The sequence below is a fragment of the Paenibacillus sp. FSL R5-0923 genome (assembly GCF_038009145.1).
Lineage (GTDB): Bacteria > Bacillota > Bacilli > Paenibacillales > Paenibacillaceae > Paenibacillus_AQ.
Genome location: NZ_JBBPAT010000001.1, coordinates 2,302,567 through 2,326,607 on the forward strand (window position 1 = coordinate 2,302,567; position 24,041 = coordinate 2,326,607).

19 protein-coding genes are annotated in these 24,041 nt (G+C 43.7%); 16 read left to right on the forward strand and 3 right to left on the reverse strand.

Going from position 1 to position 24,041, the window contains the following annotated elements:
- Positions 1 to 238: 238 nt before the first annotated feature.
- A complete protein-coding gene (dnaJ, locus tag MKX35_RS10235) occupies positions 239 to 1,360 on the forward strand; it encodes a molecular chaperone DnaJ (RefSeq protein ID WP_042130386.1) in 1,122 nt (373 codons plus the stop codon).
- A gap of 316 nt (positions 1,361 to 1,676) precedes the next feature.
- On the opposite strand, the gene MKX35_RS10240 is transcribed toward dnaJ, so the two are convergent.
- Positions 1,677 to 6,158, reverse strand: coding sequence for a S8 family serine peptidase (locus MKX35_RS10240; protein WP_076299680.1), 4,482 nt, complete (start codon positions 6,156 to 6,158; stop codon positions 1,677 to 1,679).
- Between the two features lie 284 nt (positions 6,159 to 6,442).
- On the opposite strand from MKX35_RS10240, the gene MKX35_RS10245 reads away from it, so the two are divergent.
- The 11 genes from MKX35_RS10245 (at position 6,443) to mtaB (ending at position 16,353) form a co-directional block, all read left to right on the forward strand.
- Entirely contained in the window at positions 6,443 to 6,802 is a 360-nt protein-coding gene (locus MKX35_RS10245) for a hypothetical protein (protein WP_042190997.1), read from the forward strand.
- 39 nt (positions 6,803 to 6,841) lie between these two features.
- The gene (locus MKX35_RS10250) at positions 6,842 to 7,021 is read left to right on the forward strand and encodes a YfhD family protein (RefSeq protein ID WP_042130382.1); all 180 of its coding nucleotides are present in this window, start codon (positions 6,842 to 6,844) and stop codon (positions 7,019 to 7,021) included.
- Positions 7,022 to 7,114: 93 nt separating this feature from the next.
- Positions 7,115 to 7,489 carry a hypothetical protein gene (locus MKX35_RS10255; RefSeq protein ID WP_076299679.1) on the forward strand — a complete coding sequence of 125 codons (375 nt, stop codon included), beginning with the start codon at positions 7,115 to 7,117 and terminating at the stop codon, positions 7,487 to 7,489.
- Between the two features lie 521 nt (positions 7,490 to 8,010).
- Positions 8,011 to 8,922, forward strand: coding sequence for a methyl-accepting chemotaxis protein (locus tag MKX35_RS10260; RefSeq protein ID WP_076299678.1), 912 nt, complete (start codon positions 8,011 to 8,013; stop codon positions 8,920 to 8,922).
- Between the two features lie 197 nt (positions 8,923 to 9,119).
- Positions 9,120 to 9,680, forward strand: a complete 561-nt coding sequence (locus tag MKX35_RS10265; protein WP_076299677.1) for an RNA polymerase sigma factor — start codon at positions 9,120 to 9,122, stop codon at positions 9,678 to 9,680.
- Positions 9,640 to 11,316: a DUF4179 domain-containing protein gene (locus tag MKX35_RS10270; RefSeq protein WP_076299676.1), complete on the forward strand. Its 1,677-nt coding sequence runs from the start codon at positions 9,640 to 9,642 to the stop codon at positions 11,314 to 11,316. The genes MKX35_RS10265 and MKX35_RS10270 overlap by 41 nt, the downstream gene beginning before the upstream one ends.
- A gap of 136 nt (positions 11,317 to 11,452) precedes the next feature.
- Positions 11,453 to 12,031 carry a DNA-3-methyladenine glycosylase I gene (locus tag MKX35_RS10275; RefSeq protein WP_042190988.1) on the forward strand — a complete coding sequence of 193 codons (579 nt, stop codon included), beginning with the start codon at positions 11,453 to 11,455 and terminating at the stop codon, positions 12,029 to 12,031.
- Between the two features lie 190 nt (positions 12,032 to 12,221).
- Positions 12,222 to 13,277, forward strand: coding sequence for a 50S ribosomal protein L11 methyltransferase (gene prmA, locus MKX35_RS10280; protein ID WP_076299675.1), 1,056 nt, complete (start codon positions 12,222 to 12,224; stop codon positions 13,275 to 13,277).
- A 2-nt stretch (positions 13,278 to 13,279) separates the two neighbouring features.
- Positions 13,280 to 13,963, forward strand: coding sequence for a site-2 protease family protein (locus MKX35_RS10285; RefSeq protein ID WP_076284800.1), 684 nt, complete (start codon positions 13,280 to 13,282; stop codon positions 13,961 to 13,963).
- Positions 13,964 to 14,241: 278 nt separating this feature from the next.
- Entirely contained in the window at positions 14,242 to 15,006 is a 765-nt protein-coding gene (locus MKX35_RS10290; protein WP_076299674.1) for an RsmE family RNA methyltransferase, read from the forward strand.
- Between the two features lie 3 nt (positions 15,007 to 15,009).
- Complete coding sequence (gene mtaB, locus MKX35_RS10295; RefSeq protein ID WP_076299673.1) at positions 15,010 to 16,353, forward strand: tRNA (N(6)-L-threonylcarbamoyladenosine(37)-C(2))-methylthiotransferase MtaB; 1,344 nt, start codon at positions 15,010 to 15,012, stop codon at positions 16,351 to 16,353.
- A gap of 788 nt (positions 16,354 to 17,141) precedes the next feature.
- Here the strand turns inward: mtaB and MKX35_RS10300 are convergent.
- On the reverse strand, positions 17,142 to 17,468 hold the full coding sequence (locus MKX35_RS10300; protein ID WP_042190979.1) for an AzlD domain-containing protein: 327 nt from the start codon (positions 17,466 to 17,468) through the stop codon (positions 17,142 to 17,144).
- Positions 17,459 to 18,193 carry an AzlC family ABC transporter permease gene (locus MKX35_RS10305; RefSeq protein ID WP_076284796.1) on the reverse strand — a complete coding sequence of 245 codons (735 nt, stop codon included), beginning with the start codon at positions 18,191 to 18,193 and terminating at the stop codon, positions 17,459 to 17,461. Before MKX35_RS10305 ends, MKX35_RS10300 begins: the two co-directional genes overlap by 10 nt.
- A 229-nt stretch (positions 18,194 to 18,422) precedes the next feature.
- Here MKX35_RS10305 and MKX35_RS10310 point away from each other — a divergent pair, with 229 nt between their 5' ends.
- The 4 genes from MKX35_RS10310 (at position 18,423) to MKX35_RS10325 (ending at position 23,996) form a co-directional block, all read left to right on the forward strand.
- Entirely contained in the window at positions 18,423 to 20,633 is a 2,211-nt protein-coding gene (locus MKX35_RS10310; protein WP_341044127.1) for a hypothetical protein, read from the forward strand.
- A gap of 158 nt (positions 20,634 to 20,791) precedes the next feature.
- Positions 20,792 to 21,352, forward strand: a complete 561-nt coding sequence (locus MKX35_RS10315; protein ID WP_076284794.1) for an ECF-type riboflavin transporter substrate-binding protein — start codon at positions 20,792 to 20,794, stop codon at positions 21,350 to 21,352.
- A gap of 110 nt (positions 21,353 to 21,462) precedes the next feature.
- Entirely contained in the window at positions 21,463 to 23,169 is a 1,707-nt protein-coding gene (locus tag MKX35_RS10320; RefSeq protein WP_076299671.1) for an ABC transporter ATP-binding protein, read from the forward strand.
- On the forward strand, positions 23,166 to 23,996 hold the full coding sequence (locus tag MKX35_RS10325) for an energy-coupling factor transporter transmembrane component T family protein (protein ID WP_042190968.1): 831 nt from the start codon (positions 23,166 to 23,168) through the stop codon (positions 23,994 to 23,996). Before MKX35_RS10320 ends, MKX35_RS10325 begins: the two co-directional genes overlap by 4 nt.
- The last annotated feature ends 45 nt before the right edge of the window (positions 23,997 to 24,041 follow it).

The following is a 24,041-nucleotide window of genomic DNA, read 5'->3' on the forward strand; positions in this document are numbered from 1 at the left end:
AGGGCGTAACTGATAAATTCTTATATAGTTAAGAAGGGAAGGTCAAAACCGGGTCATCCCGTGTTTTGACTTTCCTTTTGTAATATCAGTTTGCACACTCTTCGCGAATGCGCCTTCTGATATTGTAAGAATAAACATCTGCTGGAACTGGATGGTCAGATCCTGGGGTTTTATCGTATAATGGTTTCTTTGGCAGGTAATTAGGAATTTGAGTATGTAATGTACGGAGGTGAAAGCAGTGGCAGATAAACGCGATTATTATGAAGTGCTTGGCCTCAGTAGAGATGCTTCAGACGACGAGGTGAAGAAAGCGTACCGGAAATTGGCGCGCCAATATCACCCAGACGTGAATAAAGCAGATGACGCTGAAGCTAAGTTTAAAGAAGTAAAAGAAGCTTACGATGTTCTTAGCGACGGACAACAGCGAGCTAGATATGACCAATATGGCCATATTGATCCTAACCAAGGTATGGGCGGCTTCGGAGGCGGCGGTGGCGACTTCGGAGGATTAGGCGATATCTTTGATATGTTCTTTGGCGGCGGCGGACGTCGTGATCCTAACGCACCACAGCGTGGTGGGGATTTGCAGTATACGATGACCATTGAATTCAAGGAAGCGGTATTCGGTAAAGAAACTGATATCACTATTCCACGTACGGAAACTTGCGATACCTGCTACGGCTCCGGGGCTAAACCGGGTACTAAACCAGAGACTTGTTCCACTTGTCATGGTAGTGGGCAACAGGAATTCGTACAGAATACACCACTTGGACAGATGCGTAATCGTCGTCCATGTTCACATTGCAGTGGTACAGGTAAGATTATTAAGGAAAAATGTACGACTTGTAGCGGACAGGGTAAAGTTAAGAAGCAGCGTAAGATTCATGTACGCATCCCTGCCGGTGTCGATGACGGTGCGCAGCTGCGCATGACTGGCGAAGGCGAGGGCGGCTTACGCGGTGGTCCTGCTGGAGACTTGTATATTGTCATCCGTGTCAAATCGCATGATTTCTTCGTACGTGAGAACGATGATATTATGTGCGAGGTTCCACTTACGTTTGCACAAGCCGCACTTGGCGATGAGATTGAGATTCCTACCTTAACGGAAAAAGTGAAGCTGAAGATTCCTGCGGGAACGCAGACCGGTACTTTCTTCCGCCTTAAAGGTAAAGGTGTCCCACGTCTACGTGGATCTGGCCAAGGTGACCAGCATGTTAGAGTCATTGTTGTGACACCTAGCAAGCTGAATGATGAGCAAAAAGATTTGTTGCGACAGTTCGCCTCTCTAAATGGAGAAAACACACATGAGCATGAGCAATCTTTCTTTGATCGTGTGAAGCGTGCGTTCCGCGGGGACTGATATTTCTAACTTCATTAATTGAGCAAATAAATAATACAGCAGAGCAGCTATCCTCCCGTTATTTGGGGATCGCTGCTCTGCTTTTTTGATTAAGCCAGTTTGCTCATGTCGACTGTTAGTAGGGACAAGCTAGCTAATCTCATGCGGTGCTTTTCATGCCAATAGCGACTATGGGGTCCGTTAGCATACCAAATATCGCATAATCCAGCGTTTAAGGTCATCTGAGTCCGATGACTGCCTCTGAAACGCAAATGTGACTTATAGACGAAAAAGCCCCAGCAGTCATTGGCTGCTGGGGCTTTCTTTTAAAGTGAAGCTAGATGTTGTTCGAAGAACGTAGGTCCTCAAGCACACGGCTCAGAATTGTTGCTGCTTGTGCACGAGTCAATGTACCTTGTGGATTGAAGCTGTCCGCAGTAACACCTTTGAGATAACCTTTGGTTACAGCATAGGCTACAGCGTTGCGTGCCTCCGCAGCGATGTTATCGGCATCCTTAAAGCTTAAAGGTGTCTTGGCTACTGTAAGATCAGCACCAAGAGCCTTAGCGATGATAAGAGCTGCTTCCTCGCGAGTCAGCACATCACGAGATCCACTTTCTTTGATGCGAGTACTCCAAGTGTCACCTTTTCCAAGTAGACGGTCGAAGAGCGTTAGAAGCTCTGCCTGATTTAAAGTGTCAGCAGGTTTAAAGCTGCCATCGGCTCCTTTGCCGGCAATGATACCATGTGAAGCAAGGATTTCGATATCGGTTTGAGCCCAGTGTGTGCCAATATCTTTAAAGCTTATTTTTCGGGATGCTGCACTGTAAGAACCGTCACCAGTAACGTTAAACTGTAGAATCCCTTCTTTAGAGATAGAACCAGGTAGTAGATAGGACCATTTATGATCCTTTGATTCTACATAAGCGGCAGTCTTTCGTGCATCATGAAGACTGCTGGCCTTTAGATTAAGCTGAAGGATGATCGGCTTTCCGGTTGTCCAACCATTTTTGATAGTGAGAATGGAAGAACCGATATTTATTGCTGCTGAGCTACCTGCTAAAACTGCTGTGTTGCCTGCATCTGTCAGGCTAATCGTAAGGGTCAAGCCGTTGCTGTTGATGAAATCTGGAAGAGTCGCCGCTGGAATAAGTACATTGAACCCACTACCGTTTAGGCGGAGTGCATACTCTGATTTCTTTAACTGCTCGGCTTGGGCCGGGGTAAGAGAAATAACAACTTGGCTATATTTATTGAAGCTTACATCGCTAAGATCAAGAACAGAAGTTTTATCTTTTGCATTCTGGATCGAATTGGCTAATGCAGTGTCTAAGATGTTGAACACCGCTGAAGGCTTGCCACCTGCTGGATCTGCAGTCTCTACTAGCTTCCCAGATTTCAATGCGATTCCAGAAGCAGGAGCACTGGTTGCTGTAGGTACATACGAATCAGGTGATGGAGTTGGTGTTGGCTTCGGTGTTTCAGGTGTAGTAACAGTTACGCTTACCGTTCTCACACCAGATGGGATTGTTGATGTTGTAGCATCATTCCAGATCTGCACATCATACAGCTCGAGGGAATAGGCTCCTTCTACTGTAGGTTTGAAGGTTATTTTGCCTAGTGAGCCAGAGCCGTGATAAGCGCCACCTGACAGATTGACGCTATACTGTGTCAGTTTGCGGCCGTCTTCTAGATCATAGGTTTGTGAGAATTCTGTAAGTGGAACACCAGAGAAATTCTCCTCTTGATACGTAGCCAGTTGTACGCTTGGCTGGATCGCCGGTGTTTCGAGAGAATCATCGTAAATGACAGCGAATGAAGCCCCATAGACGCCATAAACCTCATCTGTCACGGAATACCCAAGATCAACGGTTACCGGTTGTCCCACATCAATGGTGGCTGCAGATAGAGACGGAGTTACATTGAAAATACCATCTCCTGTGCTATAAAGCAGTCGCTGAGCATAATCATCGTCGTCCGCGCCGTTACCTACTTTATCAACCACATAGATTTTGTACTCATTAAGCCCCTCGTTAACAGGAACGTCAATGGAAAAAGCACCATTACCTGCAATTACTCCACCGAATTTATAAGTATTCCCATCATAATGTTTACCTTCGGCGTACACGGTAAACCAATTTCCAATAGGTTGTGTATTAGAAATATAATAGGCCATTAGGTCATCATCAATAAAACCGCTGATTTGAGCCGCACCAGGATCGGTTGGCGCTTCACGTTCATACTCCTCAAGTGTGATGCCGGAAACTAATGGCTTCTCGGTATCAATTGTGAACTCGGTCTTTTGATTCTCGAGCAGTTGCCCATTAGGAAGCACAGGAGTGATGTAGTAATGACCATCTGCTAAAGTGGACTTGGCGGAGGTCTCCAGGTCTGTTAACGTTCCATCCCAATTTGTAATCTCGTAAACGCCACGATAGACCTTTTCATCGATAGAATAAACTTCACCTAAAACTGTCGCAGGAGCATCTATTGGAGAGGCTACGAAACTTATGCCATCCAGTTCTTCATTGACAGAGAAGGTAAAGGTGGTGTCGTCTGAGCGTCCATCCCCATTAGGAGAGATCTGTGGACTTTCAAAAGAAAGCTGATTAACAGGTTCTAAGTTGAATTTATCGCCGACAAGTGCATTAAAGGGTAGGCGAAGAGTTTCAGTATCAGAGGTTAGGAACAGGATCCCTTCATATGCACCCTCTTTTGCGGTGTCAGATACCTTTATTGTGAATTGTGCATATTGATCTAAACCTGAGGTAACGCTGTTTGGTGCAATATTAATACTAATGTCACCAGGCACTTCTGTAAGCCATTTGGTGGATAGAGTATAGGTTGATCCATTCTTATTAAAATCTTCCACATAGACTGATTTCGTTACGCTAGCTCCTTTTGGGAGCAGGCCAAAGGACAAGGAACCTGTGTAATAAGGGATTTCTACAGTCCCAGGAAGGCCGCTAATTAAGCTCTCCCCAACTTTAGCGATAGATTCAGCTTTTGCTGATTTCTCCAAATTAATTAATCCGGCACCTTGTTGATATAGTGAGTAAGCATCCCCATCACGGTTAAAAATAGGATCCGCATTGTTCATCAGCAACGCTTTAATTTCATTTGGCTTAAGATCAGAGTTTTCACTCAGTAGCAAAGCTACAGCCCCTACAACATGTGGGGTTGCCATACTGGTGCCGCTTTTTAAGCCATAAGCATGTTCGTAATCATCATTCCAGCTAGGAATTGTGGAGTTGATATTGACCCCTGGTGCAACAACGTCAGGTTTGATTAGATAATCAGGCATCCCCGGACCCATAGAGCTGAAGTTTGCTAACTGATTGACTTCAAGCCCTATATAGTAACTGATAATATCTTTAGCAGCATCCAATTGAGCTTTTATCTTTTTCCCATCTGCTTGAGAAATTCCGTAGGTAGGAATGTAATTCCCAGGCGCACCAAGGGTGGGACTGATTTCACCAGCAGCATTATTGGCAATTAGGACAAGCTTGGCTCCAGCTGCTTTGGCATTTAGAGATTTATCTCCGAAGCTCAGCACACCACGATCGACGAGGACTACCTTATCTTTGACATCCAATTTTGTGTAATCGGAAGGACTCCCAAGACCAGCATAAACGATCTTACTGCCAGCAGTATTATCAACTAAGTCTGGGGAGTAAGTTGCTAAGGTCCCTGGAATTTTTTTAACATCGCCAATATCAAAGAATGGGGTATTCACTGGGGTAGTAGAAGCACCTACACTAAGTGCGAGTTGAGATCCAGCAGGTTCGCCCAATGTTCCTACATCTGGTCCAGCGTTACCGGCGGCAACAACAACATTCACACCCGATTTTATGGCGTTGTCTATCGCGATTGAACTTGCGGAATAGCTTTGGTTGACATCAGAGCCCAGGGAGAGGTTAATTATATCGGCTCCATCAGCGACCGCTTTCTCAATACCCGCGATTACAACCGCTGTTGGACCGGAACCGTAAGGGCCAAGTACGCGATACGCGTACAAATCCACCTCAGGTGCAACATCCAATATTGTACCGGCTACATGAGTGCCATGCGAGGTTTCATATGGGCTACCATTTTTTGGAGGGAAGTTGGCATCAGGAGGTGTTTCTGACGGATCATTATCCTGATCATATGCATCGTAACCGCCCTTATAATTATCCTTTAATAAAGGGTGATTTTTATCGATGCCGGTATCTACAACCGCTACCTGTACCCCTTCTCCTGTGTAACCTAATGCATGTAGTGTATCCGCACCTATAAGATTGCCACTGTCCGAATAAGAACGTGTAACAGGCAAAGTCGCTACCTCAACACTGTCTGCTAACGCATGTACTTCATCATTTGGATAAACAGCTGCAACGCCCGGAAGCTCTAACAGCTTGTTTACTTGATTGGCTGGCAGAGTAATGGAATATCCGTTAAAAATCTCACTGTATTCAAAACCGATGTCGGCATCGATTTTCTGCGCTGAGGAAATAAAGCTTTTATGCTCTGAGATAATTTTACTGCGTTGTAAGGAGACTGAGGATCGTAAAGAAGAAGTTTTAGCCTCATTTTCATACACACTGACTGGTTTATTAGTTAATTCCACGATCACGGATACTGGTGCTGAACCTTTGAGCACACCCGCGTAGTTATGAGGGGTCACACTTTGAGACTGTACATTATTAGCTAGGTTAGTTGATGTTTCAAGGGATGAGTTCGCAAATGCAGCGGATGGAAAAAGGACAGAAACAGCCAGTCCGAAGCTCGCTGCCCCAATACCAAATTTTTGAATAGAGTGTTTAAAGGTACGTTTCAAATAAGTTCATCCTCCCAAATGAATTTTTATATTGCAGGGTGTATCTGTAGTTCTCCTCCTCAGCGTAAAATGTAAAAAATTATGAAAATTAAATTTATTCTACAGCTATAACTTCAAATCGAATATACAACTTTAGCACTATATTGCAGGGAAGCGTCGAGGAAAATGTCGAATTCCCAGTAAATAAGTGGAGTATGAGAAAAAAAGGGCATAAAAGAAGTGAAATGAAGACAATATAAAGGAATGCAACAGATATCTGAATTTCAAGCGAGAGCGGGGATAAGATGTCGGAAAGATCTATTTTGGCTTATTTTAAAAGTCCTGAAGAAGCTGAGGGTGTTGCTCGTAAGCTCCGTGCACTTCGGGCCATTGAAATTTCCGTTGATCGCTTCAGTAGATATGGAGGCACGAGCTTTAGCTCAGGGGTAAACCCAGTGACAGGCAATGTTGCCAGAATGGACTCCATGACTGCTGAGCGTGCACACACAGGCATACTAGCTGCTGCTGATACCAGCGCCAGTGGGATGAGTCATGGCGGAGATGGAGGACCGACGGGTAGAGATATTTTACTTACGGTGATCTTGAATTCGGAGTCCCATGATCAAGCATTACGCTTAATTGAAGAAGCAGGCGGGATGATTTGAATAATAATTTTCTTAATAAGAAGGGAGACGATCGATACTATGGATAGAGAGAACTCGCAAATATTCTCAAAGACCGAGAAGATGAAAATGCTGTACGAGGCGAAGGCAGAGGACGTAGAGTTTTCAGCAGCGGAGGCAGATCTGGAGGATATCGAAGCCCAGGCCCGGGCGTTAGAAGCAGACAAACGTCAGCTGCATGAAATTATGAAAAAAGAATAGATGCTAAAAGCTAAGGCAGATACCTCACATTGTGGGGTATTTTTGCGTTCTGGTGTGTATAATTAGGAGAATAGCCCAAGCAGGGGGGAGAATATGGACAACGTTATTTTATGGATAGGTTTAGCACTACTTATCGCATTCTTAACTTTTATGAATCAGAAGCAACTGTACTCTTCAAAAGTAAAACAGGCCTACCGTGAGCTGCGGGAGCTGACTGAAAAAGTTCGGCTGGAACGATCTGAGGCAAGCGATTTATACCGTTGGGAAGTAGAGTTAGCCGAGATGGAGAAACACCCGAACGAACTTAATAAACTGGATGCTGAGATTGGGGTTCGCCAGGCGTTTGTGATGTATTTGGAAAGACATAGTCCTCTGGATGCAAGACTTCCAAGTTTAAAGGAGGCTGCTGCCCATCAGAAGGATTCAGTATGGGGAATCAAGATGGGAGATTACGGATCCAAGAAATAAGGAACTGTACATATAAGGGCTATGTTTGCTGGACCGTTTGGTATGTGCATTTTGCAAGAGACAAATTAGTATTAATAGGAACTTGCTTCGAACCCTGGCTGGAATTACGGCTGGGGTTTTTGTGGTTAAAAATAATTACGGAAAAACTCCCTGTATTTTTCTCCAGGCGCCTAAAAATGTGAGCTTTTAGGGAGAATCTCCCACAAATAACTCTTAAAACTAGAAAAAGGCTTGATTTTATAAGATTATAGGGAGCATTTCCCTAAAAAAGAGATAAATCTTCGATATTTGTGTATTTATAGGGAGGTTTTCCCTAATTATCATCACTTAAAAGTATTTCAGGGATCAATCTATTAGAAATGAGCAATACTCGCTCGCCATTGGCCTTTTTTAACAACGAATTTTAATAAATTTAATAAGAATCATGTATTTCTCTCTGCGCAATAAGAGCGTATAATTGTTCAGATATACTTCATGATGACGCGACGAGTAACTTATAGATATCCAGGAGGAATTATTATATGGGAATGGTACACTCTCAGGGAGTTACCGATGAGCTTGTTGTCCGATCTTTAGAAAAAAATTTAGCGATTATAAGGTTTGATCTTGATCGACGAGTGGCTTATGTGAATGACGTTTTTGCTAGTACGATGGGGTATAACAAAGAAGAGATGTATGGGATGCATCATAAAGAGTTTTGCTTTCCTCACTTTGTAAATAGCCCGGGCTATGAGGTGTTCTGGCAGGATCTTTTTTCAGGAAAAAGTGTTCAGGATAAGATCGAACGAATGGATGCAAAAGGAAATGCGGTATGGCTGGAAGCTACATATATGCCTGTCTATGATGAAAATAATGAACAGGTCATTGGCGTATCTAAGATAGCGACTAATATCACGGATCGACAAAATAACATGAGTGTTGTGGTACAGCGGATGCAAGAGATGTCGGACAGCTTAAATCATAGAGCCGAGAAAGGCATAGAACGTAGTCAAGAACTATTGCTGAGTATCGATAAAATAGCCGAAGTATCCATTGAAAATACACAGACTCTAGCTAATCTGGAGACACAAGCGGTATCGATTCAGGGAATTGTACAAACTATTCGTAACATTGCTTCGCAAACGCAACTGTTAGCGCTTAATGCAGCAATTGAAGCGGCACATGCCGGGGAGTTTGGGCGTGGTTTTGACGTGGTTGCAAAAGAAGTTAGGAAGCTATCTTCCATGGTGCAGGATTCGATCATTCAAGTGAAAGATAGTGTGGATGCCATTACGCTGGAAATCAATAAGATCTCCAAAGGAACAAACCAGGTGCAAGAAAATATAGAAGCTAGTCAACAGCAGATTCAAATAGCCTTAGATGATTTCAATAATATCTCTTCCTCAGCCCAGGATTTAGATACACAAGCACGAGAGGTTATGAATATCATTTAATTTCTGTATGCTGTTAGCGTGAATATAAAGGAAAGCCAGTTCTCAGATTTATGGGGAGTGGCTTTTTATGTTGCGAGTATAATTGCTATCTTTCATCTGTTATTACTAGCATCTATAGTTTATGCTCAGAAAAACGAACCTTTTCCAGAGATTGGTTGTCATATAGATATCACAGATAAGAAAGGAGGGCGCGAGATTTGGAGACTAACCGGGAATTATTCGAAGCCTACAACAAGGATGTATATCGGACCTGCTACTATATGGTGCATGACGCCGCGGATGCGGAGGACTTGACGCAGGATGTGTTCATTACCGTATTTCACACGAATCGTGAGAACGTAGAGCATTTGAAGGCTTGGATTATGAAAATAACGGTCAACCATTGCCTGAATCATTTGAAACGGAAGCGTACTTTACAACAAAAAATCTCAGACAATCTTTATTTATTTAAGAAGTCTCCTGAAATCCCTGTAGAACGATTGATTGAGCAGCGGGAGACGACAATGGAATGGGCGAAATATTTGAGCCAGCTCCCAGTCAAACTTCGGATGGTGATTACGCTTAGGTACATGCATGATTTCAGCTTGGCTGAAGTATCAGACCTGCTATCCATCCCGCTCGGGACGACCAAATCAAGGCTGCATAAAGGGCTAAAGGTATTGCGGAGAATTTTGCTGGAGGCTGGGGTTCAAATTGAACGGAAAGAAGGCGAATCTTATGAAAAAGTTGGAGAATATGCTGGAGCATCAGTTAAATGAGGGTCAAAGTGTAACATATCCTGATTTTGAAAGCATGTGGGAGAGAATTGAACATAAAAATACAACATCTTTTCACGCTCGGATGAGCAGTGGTAGCCAGAAACAGGGGAGAAACTGGAGCAAAATAGCACTTGTTTCATCGTTTTCATTACTTCTAGCGGCGGCGCCAGTATATGCGGCAGTTCATTATAATTGGGATACAATGCTCCGTGAAAAAGGTGGTATTCAGGCGGCACTGGCACAAAACCTCGGTCAAAAGCTGGATCAATCGGTGACAAAGGACGGAGTGACGCTAAAGCTACATACCGCCATTGTGGATGAGAATCGAACGGTCATCTTATTCACATTGGATGTTGGACAACGACAGGACAGTGAAACTTGGCGTGTGACTGAGATGACCCTGAAAGGTACTGAGGGGGGAAATAGTTCTGGAGAGTATAATTATCTGAACTGGGACGAAAAGAACCAAATTTATAACGGTTATTTCGAAAGTGAATGGACACCAGAGAAGGACACCGTGAATGTTCAGCTAGTTACAAATGATATTCAGGCTTTTAGTGAACAATCGTTAGATTTGCCGCTGGATATTCACTCGACGGAGACACAGAGCTTCCCTATTGGACAGGAGGGGATGCGCAGCATAGAGGTGAAGCCATTTACCCAAGGTCAAGAGAAAATGTTATTCTCTTCAGCGATCATTTTTGATCAGCCAGAAGCAAAAGAATGGGCCTATCCAAATATTGTCGGTTACAAAAATGGAACGCTCATAAATTCGCTGCCTGGAGGTACTTTCGGTACACCAGGAGAAAAAGGGGAGTATACAGCGCAGCAATACTTTAAGGCGGAGGATGTTTCCGGTGGTCAAACGACTTATAAGCTGCAATATATGAAGAAAGAAAAAGATGTTAATGGACCACTTTCATTCGATCTTCAATTAAGTAAAAAGCAGATGGAGAGCGGGACGATAAAAACCAGTCTAAATCTGCCGCTCGAGGCAGGTGAGACTGATTACACGCTGGAGAATATGGTTGTGTCGCCTACTCAAATTCGAGTCACAGTTAGAAGTAAGGATATAGACAATGGCTTCCCTTATAAAAAGTATGCTCTTGAAGTAGCAGGCAAGACGCTTGAGGGGAATTTATGGAGATCTCCAGAGGGTGAGCCGGAGCTGACAGTGCTTCGTTTCGAACGGCCAGTCGACCTTGAAATCACGAAAGAGACTCCGATTACCTTTGTAGCTAAATATAAGGTGACTCAGCATGGTAGCTATAAAATTACCAAAAATAATGATGACAAAATACCGCTTCTTTTAACGAACATCTCTCAAAAGAAACAGACGATTATCCAGCAACTCAACGGGTATCCGGTGAAGTGGACCTACTATATGCAGGGATCCGATCTTTATGTAGAAACTGGAAGTGAAGATGCTCGCTTCGGTGGAATTAACCAGACACATATCGGGTTGGGTAAAGAGCGCATCCTAGGTAAACCGCTAACCGTCAATTTCGCGGGGGATGGAAACAACAAGGCCATTGATGTGTATAAGGATTTTAAAGGTACAGAAGCTACTATCTATATGTTCTACTATACAACTGATGATCCTGATAAAGAAACGAGAGTGCAGATCCAGTTATAAGAGTTAGAAGAAGCATAATTAAAGGAAATAGAATAACTTTTTTAGGGGATGAACCTTGTGTTCTTCCCTTTTTTTCGTATACAGTGAGTAGACGTTGTTAAGGTTTAGCTATGAATAATTAAAGGGAGGAAAAATGATGGAAGTCACTCGCTGTGCTTGGGTCAATGATGATCCTCTATATATTGCCTATCATGATGAAGAGTGGGGAAAGCCTCTGTATGGTGACCAAAAGCTGTTTGAATTGCTTATGCTGGAAGGGATGCAGGCAGGGCTGAGCTGGTACACGGTACTAAAAAAACGGGCGCGTTTCAGAGAGGTATTTGACGGATTTGATCCGAATAAGATTGTCCATTATGATGAAGCCAAAATGGCAGAGCTAATGAGTGATCCAGGGATTATTAGAAATCGATTGAAAATTGATGCTATCATTCGTAATGCGGGCGTGTATTTGCAAATTTGCGAGGAATATGGCAGCTTTGCAGAGTATCTCTGGAGCTTTGTCGGAGGTGTGCCAACTATTAATCATTGGAAGACTCGTGCAGATGTACCTGCTTCGACGGCTCAGTCTGATGAGATGAGTAAGGCATTAAAGAAGAAAGGCATGAAGTTTGTGGGTACTACAATATGCTATGCTTTTATGCAGGCATCGGGGATGGTGGATGATCATTCGCTCAACTGCTTTTGTAGGCGTAAAGAGGACGTCGCAGGTCGTTGAGCTGTAGTTTGGCGTTACACCAATAAGAAATGTTATACTATGAAGCGAATGCTTTCGAAGCGAGTTTTGCACGAGGTAAACCAATGAAGCAAATGCTCACAAAACTAAGCCTATGCTTTCGAAGCGAGTTTTGCACGAAGTAAACCAATGAAGCAAATGCTCACAAAACTTTTAGGAGGATTACATAAAGATGTTATGGCATGAAGTGACGATACATACAACAGAAGAAGCACAGGAAATGATTTCGAATTTTTTATATGAAGCTGGTGCGGGTGGGGTTTCTATCGAGGAATCCGGCACACTGAATAAAGAACGGGATACACGTTACGGTGAATTGTACGACCAACCTTTGAATGATATTCCTGAAGGGGAAGCGGTCATAAAAGGGTATTATGCCGATTCCACAGATATGGATGCTGTTATAGAAGAATTGACTCCACGGGTAGCCGAATTGCATGAGTACGGGATTGATCCAGGCAAAGCGTTGATTTCTTGGAAGACTGTGGATGAAGACGAATGGGCGCATGCTTGGAAGCAATATTTCAAACCGCTACGCGTATCCAAACGTCTTACCATTAAACCAACCTGGGAGGAATATACGCCTGAGAGTCCAGATGAAGCCATCATTGAGATCGACCCTGGCATGGCATTTGGTACTGGGACTCACCCTACAACAGCTCTGTGCCTCCGTGCACTTGAAAAGAATATTAGCGGCGGTGAAGAAGTTATCGATGTCGGCACCGGTTCAGGAATTCTGGCTGTAGGTGCGATGCTGCTAGGTGCAAAATCCGTATTGGCCTTAGATTTAGATCCGGTGGCTGTGGAAAGTGCACGGGAGAATGTAGCTCTTAACAAGCTTGAATCATCCATAACGGTAAAAGAGAGCGATCTTCTATCGCTGCTGGGCGGGGAAGGCGTAGCTGATACAGCGGCTGGAGAGATGTGGCCATCCGCTAGACCTGGTCACTCACTAGAAGGAGCCGTTCCTGCTAAGCAAGAGCAAGAAGGCAGCCTTGGCGTGACATTGCCTGTACAAATTGTAGTTGCGAATATTTTGGCGGAAATCATCGTATTATTTACGGATGATGTGTACCGCGCGCTTCAGCCTGGAGGCCTCTACATTACCTCAGGTATATATAAAGATAAAGAAGGACTTGTAGCGAACGCGCTGAAAGCGTCTGGTTTTGAGATTATTGAAATATCCCGTGAGGAAGATTGGGTGGCGTTTACAGCCGGAAAGAGGTAAAGATGGATATATTACAAAATATAATTCGAGTAGATTTAGATCAGCTTCCTTTCCTGCTCATTACAATTTTAATTGCTTTTACAGTACATGAATTCAGTCATGCATATTTCGCGAATAAGTTCGGTGACCCAACAGCAAGATTACTTGGCCGCATGACGCTTAATCCTGCTGTTCATTTCGATTTCTTTGGTATTTTGCTGCTGCTAGTTGCTGGCTTCGGTTGGGCACGTCCGGTTCCGGTAAACCGCGATAACTTTAGTCGTCCTCGTCTCATGGGAGTCATCGTGTCGGCTGCAGGACCAATCAGTAACCTGCTCTTAGGAATTATTGGTGCTATAATATACGGTGCACTTGCGGCAACTGGAGTTTTGGAGACGATCTCGAATGATCGCGTGCTTGAGGCTGTAAATCGGTTCTTTGGCGCTTTCATTCAATGGAATTTCTTCTTGTTTCTATTCAACCTTATTCCGCTGCCGCCACTGGATGGTTATCGGATTGTGGAAGATATCGCCCCACGTTCGATCCGCGGCAAATTACAGCAATTTGAACAATGGGCTGTATTTCTCTTTTTATTGATATTGTTTATTCCCGGTCTACGGACGTATACGATTGACCCACTTGCCACGTGGGCTAGTGAAATGTCGATAACCTTTGTACAGCTGTCTCTAAGAATTTTTGGCAGCTAAGGCAAGGGATGAAGTCTGTTCAACCTTTGTCAAACATTGTATTATGTAATTTGATCAAAATTTGATCGTTAATTTTCGTCTGACCGAACCTTATATTTCTTGAAGAAACGGGTGACGTCCTTATAAGGGCGACTAAGCCGTTTCTTCAAATATAAGAAAGTATAAGTACCACTCTATACTTTATGACTTATATTTTTCGATTAAACGCTTACCGTCCTTATAAGGACGCCGAAGGCGTTTATACTTGTTACTGAATTTATGAACAGGATGATGATGAGATGCAGCGATATTTCGTTACACCGGAGCAGTTTGGTGCGGATACCGTGAGAATTGATGGGGAAGACGCCCGTCATATCGCTAAAGTGATGCGTGGTAAGGCAGGGGACAAGCTTATTGTTAGCGATGGTGTTTCCCGTGAGGCATTAGTAGAGATTGCGCAGATTGAAATTGGGGAAGTCACTGTGAACATTTTGGAGTCCCTGGAGATGACGCATGAACCTCGAATTAAAATTACAGTCGCTCAGAGCTTGCCTAAAGCCGATAAGATGGAAACTGTCATTCAGAAGTGTACAGAGATTGGTGCTGTAGGCTTTGTTCCTTTTCTGTCAGAACGCACAATAGTGCAATACGACGAGCGTAAAGAAAGCAAACGACTGGATCGCTGGCGTAAAATTTGTAAGGAAGCTGCCGAACAGGCTCATCGGAACATCGTTCCGTCTGTAGGGTCACCGTTGTCCTGGAAGCAGCTTTTGCAGACTTTTAGTGAGTATGATGCTGTTTATTTCTGTTATGAAAAAGAGGAAGGCTTACAGCTTCGAAGCAGCGTCGCTCCATGGATAGCATCGCTTTCGCCGCAGTCTGGCGGGAAAGTTATGGTTGTGGTAGGTCCTGAAGGAGGTTTTACTCCGGAGGAATGCCTCAAGGCAGAAGAAGCCGGGGCAGTATCCGTAGGACTAGGACGGCGAATTCTGCGCTGTGAGACAGCGGGCATGGTTGCCGCTGCTTGTATATTATATGAATCTGGAGAAATGGGAGGAGCTTAAGAGATGCCATCCGTAGCGTTTTATACTTTAGGTTGTAAAGTGAATTTCTATGATACCGAAGCCATTTGGCAGCTATTTAAAAATGAAGGTTACGAGCAGGTTGATTTCGAGGGTCCCGCCGATGTATATCTGATTAATACTTGTACAGTAACTAACACAGGTGACAAAAAAAGCCGTCAAATGATCCGACGTGCCGTGCGCCGTAATCCAGAGGCCATCGTAGCCGTAACAGGCTGCTACGCACAAACCTCTCCTGGGGAGATTCTAGATATTCCTGGAGTTGACCTTGTCATCGGTAACCAGGACCGCGATCAGATCATGACACATGTGAAGAATATTGAAGCCTCACGTCAGCCGGTCAATGCTGTGCGTAATATTATGAAGACACGTGAGTTCGAAGAGATGGATGTGCCGGGCTTTGCGGATCGGACGCGTGCTTTTATGAAGATTCAGGATGGTTGTAACAACTTCTGCACCTTCTGCATCATTCCATGGTCGCGTGGACTTTCTCGCAGCCGTGATCCAAAAAGCATCGTAGCTCAAGCGCATCAATTGGTAGAAGCAGGGTATAAGGAGTTTGTACTAACGGGTATTCATACCGGAGGTTACGGTGATGATCTTGATAATTACCGTCTTTCCGATTTACTGTGGGATCTAGATAAGGTAGATGGTCTGGAACGGGTGCGTATCAGTTCTATCGAAGCTAGTCAGATTGATGAGAAGCTGCTTGAGGTGCTGAACCGTTCCTCCAAAATGTGCCGTCATCTGCATATTCCGTTACAAGCCGGTCATAATGATGTGCTGAAAGCGATGCGCCGTAAATATACGACAGAAGAGTATTACGCCAAAATGCAATTGATCCGCCAGGCAATGCCAGATGTCGGGATTACCACTGACGTTATCGTTGGATTCCCGGGCGAGACTGATGAGATGTTCCGTGCCGGTTACGATTTCATGAAGGCTGTAAATTACTCGGAGATGCATGTATTCCCGTATTCCAAGCGGACAGGTACTCCTGCAGCGCGGATGGAGAATCAGATCGATGAGGAGATCAAAAATGTACGCGTGCAGGAGCTGATTGATCTATCCGAAGAAATGCAATTAGCATATGCCCGTAAGTTTGTAGGACAGACGCTAAGTGTGATTCCGGAAAGATCCGCTAAAGGAGCTCCGGGCCGCAATATCCAGCATGGATTCAGCGACAACTATTTGCAGGTCTTCTTTGATGGAGAGGATTCACTTCAAGGAGAACTTTGTGAGGTGAAGATCACCGAAGCTGGTGTGAACGAATGCCGAGGCGAATTGGTCGTGGTTAGTCAGAGCGGTCTTAAGCTGGCTGTTCGTTAAGGAATAGACGTTAGTTAAAAGACAGCAAAGGAGCAATTCTCCCGTTAATGGAGAATTGCTCCTTTGTATGTTTGGCGTTAGCTGAGAAATGCAACCGCATAGCAGAGAAATAGCTGCTACATGGGAGAGGTATAGCTCTCTCTTAATCTTGCGGTTTTCTATGGAGATACCAGCATACTTTTTAGCCAGTTGAACATACTTTCGGACTCCAGGGACAATATTCTTGGAAAAGTGGTACATATATTAGCAGTGATTTTGTAAAGAAGCCCAAAACTGCGCCCGTATCGCCCGGAAGGCGCGAAAGGTGAGAAAGAGGGGTATAAATCCCCCAGATATCGCTGAAAGGCGCGAAAGATGAAAAAGAGGGGTATAAATCCCCCAGATATCGCCCGGAAGGCGCGAAAGGTGAAAAAGAGGGGTATAAATCCCCCAGATATCGTCTGAAAGGTGTGAAACGTGAGAAAGAGGGGTATAAATCCCCCAGATATCGTCCGAAAGGTGTGAAACGTGAAAAAGAGGGGTATAAATCCCCCAGATATCGCTGAGAAGGTGGTGCGGAGCGCCTGAAAGAGAAGCTCTCGCTTACAATCACTATAAATGACTTGTACTAAGTCATCTTTTTAACTCTTTTATGGACGAAACTTGCCTGATGAATCCTGATCGTTACGCAGAAATAATGCAGCTATTCCTGATAACGAATTCTTACGAGTAGCGCCAAGAAGTGGTCAGATAAGAGACGGGGGACCAGCAGCCACAGTAACTCATTGCTTTTGGGGTCCCCTGCATGATCAAAAAAACATCCGCAGGATCATAATCGAAACAATCCCAACCAGTACAGTTCCTAACAAACTCCGGGTCTTTATAGCGATCCAAAAAGTAGGGATTGCCGCAAAAAGCTCAACGTTATTAGCTATAGGTGAGAACTTTCCATCATTTAAGAGGATCTCCTGACCTATTAGTGCCGCCATAACAGAGATAGGAACATAATTTAACCAGCGCATTCCCCATTCAGGCAATTCGAATCGGCTTAGAATCATTAATGGAGCCACCCTTGGAATGAAGGTTACCAAAGCCGCCCCTAGAATAATCAAAAATACATCCCATCTCACTTCCATTTTTCAAGCACCATCCCTACTGTTGACGCAATGACCGTTGCAATAATGACACCCACACTACCGGAGAATACGAAGGAGCTAGCTACAGCGATGATTACTGCTAGGATTGCGACAACTAAATCAAGTTTTATTTTATTACGATCAATCATGGAAATAACAAGGATGCCAATGAACATGGCAGGTAAAGCAAACTGTAGACCGAATTGATCTGGATCAGAAATCCACTGTGCCAAAAAAGCTCCCGCTATATTCGCAATAAACCAATTTAAATAGGCAGTGAGATTAAGGCCATGCATCCATTTTTCACTGATTTGTTGCTTATTCACTGTTTGATTAATAGCAACTCCAAAGGTCTCATCTGTCAGCAGGGTTCCAACCAGCATGTTTCTCAGTGGGGTAAGATGCCGGAAATAAGGTGAAAGAGCTGCACTAAGCAAAATATGACGAAGATTCACGATAAATATCGTAACGATAATAGCAACAGGCGAGCTGCTTACAGCTATCATTCCAGCAGCTATAAACTGTGCTGAACCGGCATAAAGCATCAGACTGATCAAGGCAATCTCAGCAATGCTCAGCCCGGCGGTTTTTTGAACAACACCTGCTGCAAGTCCAATGCTCAAATAACCGAGTAGTGTAGGAATGCAATCTTTTACCCCTTTAAGAAAGCTATCCTCCTCTTTTGGAGTAGGGATTGTCTCTAGTTGAAAGTTCTCTATACTCATCGTAGCCCCCTTGGTTCAAAAAAAGAATGTAGTAGCTAGCATATTACTTCCTAATATATTGATCAACCTTTCACCTGATTATCTAGTCTGAAAGTCCTGAATTTGGCTTTATGGAGTTATAGGGTAAACACTTGGTGTACAATTGTCGATATAAGTAAAAGAGTGTGGGGATAAACCACCAAACGACATTATAACCTAAGGGAGAGAACAAATGACTGTGTACAGGAAAATGACGAAAATGCTCCTCATCATGATATTGTTAGCTACTGCGGTTTTTCCGGTAAGTGTCTTTGCAGCTGCCGGCGATATCAACTCGATTGAGTTTGAAAGCTCAGCCAAAGTGCAGCTTACGGTTGGACAAACGCCAAAGCAACTGAAGGTATATGCGAATGTGGAAGGGTCCTCCTCCAAAAGAGATGTGACTGGTGCAGTGGTATGGAATTCTTCTAACACTAACGCTGTAAAAGTAGTAAATGGCTTATTGACTCCGATAGATAGCGGAAAGGCTATTATTACAGCTACTTATAATCATGCACTCGCTACTATAGAAGTAGAGGTTTCACATCCGATCAAAGAATTGAAGCTCGAATATAGCTCCGAAGGGAACTATAAATTGGGTGACGAAGAGGATAAACTGTTGGTCAAAGCCAATGCGATTGGTGGCGAAACAGCGACTTCTGCCAAGGATGTAACGGCTGATACCACTTGGAGCAGCTCCAATACAAGCGTATTGACGATTGCAGAAGGTAAAATCACACTGGCGGGAGAAGGTACCTCAACCATTACTGCCAAATACAAGGATCTAACAGCAACCTTTAAAGCTGTAGTCAAATTGCCTTATTCTGAAATTGAGCTTAAAAATGATAAGGGCATCGTAATTAAGGAAATTGAAATGCTCGTTGGCGATAATCCGGTGAAAGTAGCTGCGTTTACCAAAGAGACTACAAAGACGACCGCAAATGATATTTCAGAGAAAGCGGAATGGTCTTCTTCTAATACAAGTGTCGCTACTGTAGACAAGGGAGAAATCAAAGTACTGTCCGCAGGAAAAGCTGTAATTACAGTATCTTATCTGGGGATTACACAAACTGTGGATGTATATGTACGTGCTCCTTACGAGGCGTTATTGCTTACTCCATCAGGCGATCAATTCTTGTTTATGGGTGAGAGCTTGAACGTTAAAGCAGAAGTTCGAGATGCTGCGAATTCCACTCCGAATGTATCCAGTAGTGCAGTATGGAGTTCGGACAACCAACTCGCGGCGACGGTTACTGCGGGTACTGATGCTGCAGCGATCACCGCAAAAGCAGTGGGAACATCGGTTATTAAAGCAGAGTACAGAGGGATTAGTAAAAGCTTTAAGTTGACGGTATACCCTACGATTACTGAGTTGGAAGCTGATAAAAAGGAACTGGACATGTACACAGAGGATTCCGTTAGTTTGCCAAAGGTCAACGGAACCAAGCTAGATGGAACGAAGCTGGATCTCAGTCAAGAAATCGAGTGGACTTCTGCCAACGATGAGATCGCCACCATCAAGGATGGCAAGCTCGTTGCTGAAAAGGCTGGTACTGTTAATATTGTCGGCAAAATAAAATCAGAGAATCCTACCTCCTCCAAAGCGGCTATCCGGGAAAAAAGTGTTGTAGTGAGTGTTACAGTTAAAGATAAGGTTCATATTTTGCTCGGACCAGAGGAAAACGTTGTGATTGTTACTGGTGAAGAGAAGGCTGTTCCTGAAGTCAAAGCTGTGATGGAAAATGGGAATGAACTCGATGCTACAGGTACTATGGAATGGGAGATTACCGGTACGAATGCAATTATCAAGACAACCTCTTCCGGCAAGGTAATCAAAGGGCTGGTGAAGGGTTCTGCCACTTTAAAGGGAACCTACGCTAATAAGACTATTAGTATCCCGGTTACTATTGAACAAAAGGTTACTAAAATTGTTGTAGAACCGAATGCGATTGAATTGAATATTAAAGGTTCTAAATCCATAAAGGTAACGGCTTACTACTCTAATGGTAAGACGGGGAATATCTCCAGCAGCATGAATTGGGAGTCCTCGAATGAAGCAGTTGCCACGGTTAAAAGTACATCTGTTAAAGCCATAACAGAAGGAACTGCGACGTTATCAGGTTCTTACCAAGGGCTCGCTGCTAGTGTCAAAATTAATGTAGTTCCTAAGCTAATGAAGTTGACTGTCAACGAGAATAGACTGAAGATGGCTCCGGGAGCTGTTCAGAATGCAGTTGTGATTGCGCAGTATGATACGGGGAAGACCGCTATTGTTACTGGAAGTGCGGTGTGGACTAGCTCTAAGCCTTCTGTAGCTAGAGTATCTGCTAGCGGCCAGATTGTAGCTGTGAGCAAAGGAACGGCATCCATTAAAGGAAAGATTGGCACCAAGACAGTGACGGTAACCGTTACTGTGAAATAGATAGAGCAAATCATATAATAACTCTATAAGTGGTCTGGGTCTGCAAAGCCAACATTAATGTTGCTTTGCAGATTTTTTTATTTTAATCTATATTAATTCCGACTATTCCGATGTATAATTACATAAAATAAAAGAGAAGCGTTGGGGGAGATGAAAATATGGCAAAACAAAAGGTGTTATCGATTAAGACGATTGTTGCGATTGGTATCGGTTCTGCTTTATTCGTTATTTTGGGCAGGTTCGGTTCGATTCCATCCGGAATTCCAAACACTAACATTGAGACTACATACGCTTTACTGGCATTGTTCGCACTGTTGTACGGTCCGTTTGCCGGATTACTCATTGGCCTGATCGGGCATACACTGAAGGATGCGATTTTTTATGGTTCCCCTTGGTTCAGTTGGGTGATCGCTTCTGGAATTGTTGGGCTCGTTGTTGGTCTGCTTGTGGCTAGAATTGGGATTCATGACGGGGTGTTCGGACGAAAGGAACTGATTCGTTTTAATCTGGCACAGATTGTAGCAAACGCAATCGCCTGGTTCTTAGTAGCACCTGTACTGGATATTCTAATCTATGCAGAACCAGCGAATAAAGTATTCACACAAGGACTTATCGCCGGAGCATCCAATATAGTCACTGTAGCAGTGATTGGCTCACTACTCGCAATTGCATATGCAAAGACAAGAACGAAGCAAGGCAGCTTGACCAGAGAAGCCTGAGTAGCATATAATCCAAACCAAAAGCCGGTGGAGATCACCGGCTTTTTTATGGCTGTAAAACATATAATGGAAGTGAAATTCTTCTAACGAAGCTAAGAGGAAGGTCAAGGATGAAAAAAGCAGTGATTGAATTTAAGGATTTTAGTCTTCAATATCGGGCACAGCAGGAGCCTACACTCACAGATATCAACTTAACGATTGCCGAAGGGGAGAAGGTACTTATTGTGGGACCCTCTGGTTCTGGAAAAAGTACACTGGCTCATTGTATAAACGGACTCATCCCTTTTGCCTATAAAGGTGAAATGTCTGGGTCATTGCGAATTATGGGTCTGGAGCAGAAAGAACTTAGTATTGCGGCATTGTCGGATCAGGTAGGGACTGTATTGCAGGACCCGGACGGACAATTTGTTGGATTAACGGTTGGAGAGGACATCGCCTTCAGTCTGGAGAATCACGCGGTTCAACAGGCCGAAATGATAGAAAAGGTAGTGGCTGCGGCAACAGCCGTAGATATCCACGAATATTTGGGAGCGTCACCTCAGGAATTGTCAGGCGGTCAGAAGCAAAAAACGACCTTAGCTGGTGTTCTAGTTGGTGATGTGGACATCCTGTTGTTTGATGAGCCTTTGGCAAACTTAGATCCATATACCGGCACAAAAGCGATTGAGCTTATTGACCGGGTGCAAAAAGAGACCGGTAAAACGGTTATTATTATCGAGCACAGACTCGAGGAAGTACTTCACCGTGCGGTGGACCGCATTATTGTGATCCATGACGGACGCATTGCGGCGGATATGCCAGCCGCTGAGCTATTAAGCACTCGCTTACTTTCAGAAGTAGGCATTCGGGAACCTCTCTATTTAACGGCTTTAAAGTATGCAGGATGTACGATTGCATCAGATATGAATCCACAGCATATAGATGAAATTCGGCTGGACTCTTGCTCCAGCAAGCTTGAGTACTGGTATGATAATAATAATTCGCAGCAGGATAAACGTGAGAGTCTACCTATCCTTGAGTTACATGATGTTTCATTCGGTTATGAGAAGAGCAGACCAGTACTTCATAAACTTAACCTTCTTATTCATAAAGGAGAAATGGTCTGTATAGCTGGGAGAAATGGTGCCGGGAAATCCACGGTATCTAAGCTTATCTGTGGCTTTTATAAGCCCACTTCCGGTTCGATATTGATGAACGGAAGGGATATTGCCAAGGATACGATTAAGGAGCGGGCAGAGCGGATCGGTTTCGTGATGCAGAATCCTAATCATATGATTTCTAAGACGCTTTTATATGATGAGGTTGCGCTAGGCCTTAAATTACGAGGGGTGTCCGAGGAGATTATTCGTGAGCGAGTGCATCATGTTTTGAAAATATGCGGTCTATACGCTTTTCGTAGCTGGCCCATCTCTGCGCTCAGCTACGGTCAGAAGAAACGTGTGACTATTGCTTCTATTATGGTCCTGGAGCCGGAAGTGATCATATTAGATGAGCCGACTGCAGCACAGGATTATAGGCACTACGACGAAATGATGGAATTTCTTTTGATGCTTCGGGAACAGGGAATGACGGTCATTATGATTACGCATGATATGCATCTTATGCTGGAGTATGCCGATAGAGCTGTAGTGTTGTCTGATGGTATTAAGCTTGCTGATGATAGCCCTGAGCGAGTATTAACCGATATAGAAGTAGTGAGGAATGCTAATTTGAAAGAGACCTCACTATTTACATTGGCTATGAAGGTCCAATTGGATCAGCCAGAAGAGTTCGTAAGAAGATTTATTGCATACGACAGGAGGAGCCGGGGCGGATGAAGGCCACAATGTTAACTTTTACGAAGCAAGATTCACCTATTCACCGTCTTACAGGCGCTACTAAGCTGATTTTATTTATAGTGTGGTCTGTGACAGGGATGATTACATATGATACAAGATGTTTAATAGTAATGCTATTATTTAGTTTGATTGCCTTTAGAGTCTCTAAAGTTCAATTTCAGGATTATGCTTTCGTACTATATTTTATCCTGATCTTCTTTGTGCTTAATCATATAGCTATCTTTATTTTTTCTCCTTTGGAAGGTGTAAAGGTTTACGGTTCACGTCATGATATTGTTCATCTTGTAGGTCGGTATACCGTTACATATGAGCAGCTATTCTATCAATTAAATATTGCCCTTAAGTATGCAGTAGTCATTCCCATGGCACTGTTGTTCCTTCTAACGACAAATCCTAGTGAATTCGCAGCGTCTTTAAACCGGATTGGTGTGAATTATAAAATTGCATATTCTGTATCGCTTGCGCTGCGGTACATTCCGGATATCCAAAGAGATTATGAGAATATATCGTTCTCTGCTCAGGCACGGGGAATAGACATCTCTCGAAAAGAAAAGCTGCCTAAGCGGCTTAAAAATATCATTTCGATTCTAATGCCCTTGATTCTGACTAGCATTGAGCGAATTGAGAATATTAGTACGGCTATGGAGTTACGTGGCTTCGGAACTAATAGAAAACGGACTTGGTACAGCAGTCGTCCGTTCTCAAGAAATGACTATATTGCTTTAATCTTATTCGCTCTGATCGCAATATCTTCGACGGTAATCACTTTTTACGATGGATCGCGGTTTTATAATATTTTCGATTGAAGTATAATAGTACAGTTGTGGAAAGTTTGGGATCAGGCGTTACAG

Bases quoted from the DNA above. Each gene is read 5' to 3' on its own strand.
- mtaB (WP_076299673.1), top strand. From the start codon at position 15,010: ATGCCATCCGTAGCGTTTTATACTTTAGGTTGTAAAGTGAATTTCTAT.
- MKX35_RS10250 (WP_042130382.1), top strand. From the start codon at position 6,842: ATGGATAGAGAGAACTCGCAAATATTCTCAAAGACCGAGAAGATGAAA.
- MKX35_RS10275 (WP_042190988.1), top strand. From the start codon at position 11,453: ATGGAAGTCACTCGCTGTGCTTGGGTCAATGATGATCCTCTATATATT.
- MKX35_RS10245 (WP_042190997.1), top strand. From the start codon at position 6,443: ATGTCGGAAAGATCTATTTTGGCTTATTTTAAAAGTCCTGAAGAAGCT.
- MKX35_RS10260 (WP_076299678.1), top strand. From the start codon at position 8,011: ATGGGAATGGTACACTCTCAGGGAGTTACCGATGAGCTTGTTGTCCGA.
- MKX35_RS10320 (WP_076299671.1), top strand. From the start codon at position 21,463: ATGAAAAAAGCAGTGATTGAATTTAAGGATTTTAGTCTTCAATATCGG.
- MKX35_RS10255 (WP_076299679.1), top strand. From the start codon at position 7,115: ATGGACAACGTTATTTTATGGATAGGTTTAGCACTACTTATCGCATTC.
- MKX35_RS10270 (WP_076299676.1), top strand. From the start codon at position 9,640: ATGAAAAAGTTGGAGAATATGCTGGAGCATCAGTTAAATGAGGGTCAA.
- MKX35_RS10290 (WP_076299674.1), top strand. From the start codon at position 14,242: ATGCAGCGATATTTCGTTACACCGGAGCAGTTTGGTGCGGATACCGTG.
- MKX35_RS10325 (WP_042190968.1), top strand. From the start codon at position 23,166: ATGAAGGCCACAATGTTAACTTTTACGAAGCAAGATTCACCTATTCAC.
- prmA (WP_076299675.1), top strand. From the start codon at position 12,222: ATGTTATGGCATGAAGTGACGATACATACAACAGAAGAAGCACAGGAA.
- MKX35_RS10305 (WP_076284796.1), bottom strand. From the start codon at position 18,193: ATGAGTATAGAGAACTTTCAACTAGAGACAATCCCTACTCCAAAAGAG.
- MKX35_RS10315 (WP_076284794.1), top strand. From the start codon at position 20,792: ATGGCAAAACAAAAGGTGTTATCGATTAAGACGATTGTTGCGATTGGT.
- MKX35_RS10310 (WP_341044127.1), top strand. From the start codon at position 18,423: ATGACGAAAATGCTCCTCATCATGATATTGTTAGCTACTGCGGTTTTT.
- MKX35_RS10285 (WP_076284800.1), top strand. From the start codon at position 13,280: ATGGATATATTACAAAATATAATTCGAGTAGATTTAGATCAGCTTCCT.
- MKX35_RS10300 (WP_042190979.1), bottom strand. From the start codon at position 17,468: ATGGAAGTGAGATGGGATGTATTTTTGATTATTCTAGGGGCGGCTTTG.